The organism is Rhodococcus sp. IEGM 1379 (assembly GCF_030056815.1).
In the GTDB taxonomy this organism is placed as follows: domain Bacteria; phylum Actinomycetota; class Actinomycetes; order Mycobacteriales; family Mycobacteriaceae; genus Rhodococcus_F.
Genome location: NZ_JASHKR010000153.1, coordinates 1 through 4,618, shown reverse-complemented (window position 1 = coordinate 4,618; position 4,618 = coordinate 1). Strand labels below are relative to the sequence as shown.

At 62.5% G+C, this 4,618-nt stretch carries 4 protein-coding genes; 2 read left to right on the top strand and 2 right to left on the bottom strand.

Annotated elements, in window-relative coordinates:
• The coding region (locus QM600_RS28955; protein WP_283265181.1) for an amino acid ABC transporter ATP-binding protein at nt 1-720 on the bottom strand (720 nt) is incomplete at its 3' end.
• Between the two features lie 243 nt (nt 721-963).
• On the opposite strand from QM600_RS28955, the gene miaB reads away from it, so the two are divergent.
• Both miaB and QM600_RS28945 read left to right on the top strand, forming a co-directional pair.
• Entirely contained in the window at nt 964-2,511 is a 1,548-nt protein-coding gene (miaB, locus tag QM600_RS28950; protein ID WP_283265180.1) for a tRNA (N6-isopentenyl adenosine(37)-C2)-methylthiotransferase MiaB, read from the top strand.
• Nucleotides 2,508-3,101 (top strand): Rv2732c family membrane protein, encoded by a 594-nt coding sequence (locus tag QM600_RS28945; RefSeq protein ID WP_283265179.1) that lies wholly within the window; start codon nt 2,508-2,510, stop codon nt 3,099-3,101. Before miaB ends, QM600_RS28945 begins: the two co-directional genes overlap by 4 nt.
• Nucleotides 3,102-3,150: 49 nt before the next feature.
• Here the strand turns inward: QM600_RS28945 and QM600_RS28940 are convergent, their stop codons facing one another.
• The gene (locus tag QM600_RS28940; protein ID WP_283265178.1) at nt 3,151-4,551 is read right to left on the bottom strand and encodes a DUF349 domain-containing protein; all 1,401 of its coding nucleotides are present in this window, start codon (nt 4,549-4,551) and stop codon (nt 3,151-3,153) included.
• Nucleotides 4,552-4,618: the final 67 nt, after the last annotated feature.

The window sequence follows — 4,618 nt, the reverse complement described above, 5'->3', positions numbered from 1 at the left end:
GAGGATCTTGCCGAGGAAGTCCTTGGCCCGATCCGACTTGGGATGGGTGAAGAACTCCGTCGGGGTGGTGTCTTCGACGATCTGGCCGTCGGCCATGAAGAGCACACGATCGCCGGCTTTGCGTGCAAAGCCCATCTCGTGGGTGACCACGAGCATGGTCATGCCTTCCTTGGCGAGCGAGGTCATGACGTCGAGCACTTCATTGACCATTTCGGGATCGAGCGCCGAGGTGGGCTCGTCGAACAGCATCACTTTCGGTTGCATGGCCAGAGCGCGGGCGATGGCTACGCGCTGTTGCTGTCCACCGGAGAGTTGGGCCGGGTACTTGTCGGCCTGATTGGCGATGCCGACGCGCTCGAGCAACTGAAGCGCAGTCTTCTTCGCGTCGTCCTTCTTGGCCTTGCGAACCTTGATCGGCGCGAGCATGACGTTCTCGAGGATCGTTTTGTGGGCGAAGAGGTTGAAGGACTGGAAGACCATGCCGACGTCGGCCCGAAGCGCTGCGAGTGCTTTGCCTTCCTCCGGGAGGGTCCGACCGTCGACCTTGATGACGCCAGAGTCGATGGGTTCGAGTCGGTTGATAGTCCGGCACAGTGTCGATTTACCGGACCCGGAGGGGCCCAGGACAATCACCACTTGGCCCTTGGGTACCTCCAGATTGACCTCTTGCAGGACGTGAAGTTCCCCGAAGTGTTTGTTCACCGAGGTCATCGAGATCATGGATGTGGAATCGCCGGAGGTGGTCGGCGTCTGCGCATCGTCGGCTTGGGTCATACCCGAGAACCTTAGGCGTAGTTTCCCTCTACGCCCCGGATTTCGCGAGGGTTCCCAGCAGAAGTAATTAAAAATTTACGACGGTGACGTTTATGTAGCGCTTTGTCGGTTTACCTGGGCGTTATTACAGACCGTAGTGGACGTGAGCTAGGCTGAAGCGTGTCACTGATCGACGAAAAGTCCTCCACCGTGCCTTCGGCAACCGGCCCCGCCGAGCCTTCAGCAACCAGTGCAGCCGAGCCTGCCCGTACGTACGAAGTGCGGACCTACGGCTGCCAGATGAACGTCCACGATTCCGAGCGCTTGTCGGGCCTTCTGGAAGAAGCGGGCTACAACAAGGCGGAGTCGGGCTCCAATCCCGATCTGGTGGTGTTCAATACCTGCGCCGTCCGTGAAAACGCTGACAACAAGCTGTACGGAAACCTCGGTATGTTAGCGCGGCTCAAGGAAGTGAACCCCGACATGCAGGTAGCCGTCGGCGGTTGCCTGGCGCAGAAGGACCGCGAGATGGTGGTCAAGAAGGCGCCCATCGTCGATGTGGTTTTCGGAACCCACAACATCGGTTCGCTGCCGGCGCTGCTGGACCGCGCTCGTCATAATCAGCGTGCCGAGGTCGAGATTCTCGACGCGCTCGAGGCATTTCCGTCGACGCTTCCCGCGAAACGTGAATCTGCTTATGCCGGTTGGGTTTCCATCTCGGTTGGATGCAACAACACGTGCACGTTCTGTATCGTTCCCGCGCTGCGCGGCAAGGAAGTGGACCGCCGTCCCGGCGACATCCTGGCCGAGGTGCAGGCCCTCGTGAACGAAGGTGTCTCCGAGGTGACGTTGCTCGGTCAGAACGTCAACGCGTACGGCGTGTCGTTTGCCGATCCGGAGCAGCCGCGCGATCGTGGCGCTTTTGCCGCCCTTCTCTCTGCCTGCGGAAACATCGAGGGTCTCGAACGTGTGCGCTTCACGTCGCCGCACCCGGCCGAGTTCACGGATGACGTCATCGATGCGATGGCCAACACCCCGAACGTGTGCCCGCAGTTGCACATGCCGCTGCAGTCCGGATCCGATCGGGTCCTCAAAGCGATGAAGCGCTCCTACCGCAAGTCCAAGTATCTCGGCATCATCGAGAAGGTACGGGCAGTGATGCCGCATGCGGCCATCACCACCGACATCATCGTCGGTTTTCCCGGAGAGACCGAAGAAGACTTCCAGGAAACGCTCGACGTGGTGCGGCAGGCACGATTCTCGAACGCGTACACGTTCCAGTACTCCAAGCGTCCGGGTACACCCGCGGCGGAGATGGAGGGCCAGCTTCCCAAGGAAGTTGTCCAGGAACGCTACCTACGTCTCCTCGCAGTACAAGAAGAAGTGAACATCGAGGAGAACCGCAAACTTGTCGGCACCGAGGTCGAACTTCTGGTTGCTACCGGGGAAGGCCGCAAGAACGCGGCAACGCTGCGGATGAGCGGGCGCGCCCGCGACGGCCGCCTCGTCCATTTCCGACCTGTTGGAAACGTGAACGAATCGATCCGGCCGGGCGACGTCGTGACTGTGGTCGTCACACACGGCGCTCCGCACCACCTTGTTGCCGACGACGGGGTCCTCACTCACCGTCGCACACGCGCCGGCGATTCCTTCGACAAGGGCATCACGCCCAAGACTGCGCCGATCGGCGTCGGTCTCGGGCTTCCGAAAATTGGTGCCCCAGCCCCACAACCCGTCCAGATGGGATGCAATTCATGAGTTCACAGAACGACAATCCGGCGTCGCAGTCTGCCGACGATGCTTCCTTCGAGGAATACCGCCAGGACCTCGACGCGGTCGAGCGCAAGATCGCGGGGGAGATCGATCCGGGTGCCCGCGCCATGGTCGTTGCCGTCGCAGTGTTGGTGCTGGTCGGCACCCTCGCCCTTCCGCACGCCGGTGCTGCAAACGGTTGGGACGTGTTGGCGTTCAACGCGGACGCCGAGTCCGAGCGCATTGCGTTGTTCTCGCGACTGTTCGTGTGGTTCGTCGTAATCTTCGGCATCGGCTTCTCGATGCTCGCCCTGGTCACCCGGCGTTGGGCACTTGCCTGGGTCGCGCTGGCCGGTAGTGCCGTCGCGAGCGCTTTGGGAATGATGGCGGTGTGGTCGCGTCAGACGATTCCCGCAGGATTCCACGTCGCGGGCCCGTCGATCGGCCTGATGGTCGGTTGGTTCACGGTTGTGTTCCTGACGTTCCACTGGCTCAAGGTCGTCTGGGCACGTACGACGCTTCAGTTGGCTGCTGAGGAAGAGCGTCGCGTAGCAGCAGCGGAAGCTGAAAAGAACCAGGAATGGAACGTCGGCTGACCCAATGTTCCGGGTCAGCCGACGAGTGAACCTACTTCGTCTGAATTAATCAGTCGTTGACTGCGCCTTCGGCTGCCTCGGCCCATTCACGCCACTGTGCGGCCTGAGCGAGAGCCTTCTCGGCATCCTTGGTCTTGCCCGCAGCCTGAGCCTTGGCGGCCTGCTCCTCGAACTGTGCGACCCGTTCCTTGAACTGGGCTGCACGGGCGAGGGCTTCCGGGTCGGTCCGACGCCACTGTGCGTCGACGGCATCGTGGACCTTGCTTTCGAGCTCCCGCAGCTTCGCCTCGAGGTCCTGCATCCGATCACGCGGGACCTTGCCGATGGCATCCCACTTTTCCTGCAGGACGCGCAGCGATGCGCGTGCGTTGTCGAGGCCGTTGGCGGGATCGATGTTGGCGTGCGCAGCGAGGAGTTCTTCCTTCGCCTTTGCATTCTCTTCGAACTCGGCGTCACGCTCGGCAGTTGCGGCGTTGCGTGCCGCGAAGAAGACGTCCTGGGCAGCCTTGAATCGCTCCCACAGGGTGTCGTCGGCTTCGCGAGGTGCGCGTCCGGCGGCTTTCCACTCGGCGAGGAGGTCGCGGAACTGTCCGGCAGTCGGGCCCCATTCCTCCGACGTGGAGAGTTTCTCGGCCCGCTCGACGAGCTCTTCCTTGGTGGACCGGGCACTCGCGCGATCGCGATCGAGTTCCGCGAAATGAGCGCCGCGGCGGCGGTTGAAGGATTCGCGGGCCTTGGAGTACCGCTTCCACAGGGCGTCGTCGGTTTTGCGTTCGATTCCGCGAATGGTCTTCCATTCGTCGAGAATTTCGCGGAGGCGGTCGCCGGCGGTCTTCCACTGGGTGGACTCCGTACCGATCTGCTCGGCCTCGACGGCGAGAGCTTCCTTACGTGCAGTGTTGGTAACCCGCGACTGCTCCTTCTCCTCCTTGGCGTGTGCTGCTGCCTCGTCGGAGCCTTCGATGATGTGATCGAGGCGGCGAGCCAGGGCATCGAGATCACCGATCACGGCTGCTGTAGGCAGCGATTCAGACAGTGCGACGGCGGCTGCCTTGGTCTTCTTGGCGTCGCCGGCACCGGAAGTCAGGCGAGCTTCGAGAAGCGTGACCTCGGTCGCGAGGTCGTCGTAGCGGCGTCCGAAGTGCGCCAGACCCTCTGCGGCGTCACCGGCTTGCCACGAACCGATCTGTCGTTCTCCGTCAGCTGTCGTGACCCAGGCTGTGCCGTCTTCTTCGACGCGGCCGAACTTGCTCGGATCACTGGCAGGTGTCGTCGCGGCGGCCGGGCGGGTAGAGGCCGGTCCTGGCCGTGGCGCGCTGGGTCGCGGTCCACCTGGTTTCGGAGCGCCCGGTTTGGGCGTCGACGCTGTTGGCTGCTCCGCACCCGCGGTGGGTGTGGCGGGAGCTGAACTGCGCTCTGTTCCGGTGGTGGATTCGCTGTTCTCGGTCATCGGTCCTCGTCTCTGCCGCGCGTCACGGCTGCCTGATCGCATTCCTGGTTCCATTGAACCCGGTACT

Coding starts and splice junctions, on each gene's coding strand:
- QM600_RS28945 (WP_283265179.1), top strand. CDS start 2,508: ATGAGTTCACAGAACGACAATCCGGCGTCGCAGTCTGCCGACGATGCT.
- QM600_RS28940 (WP_283265178.1), bottom strand. CDS start 4,551: ATGACCGAGAACAGCGAATCCACCACCGGAACAGAGCGCAGTTCAGCT.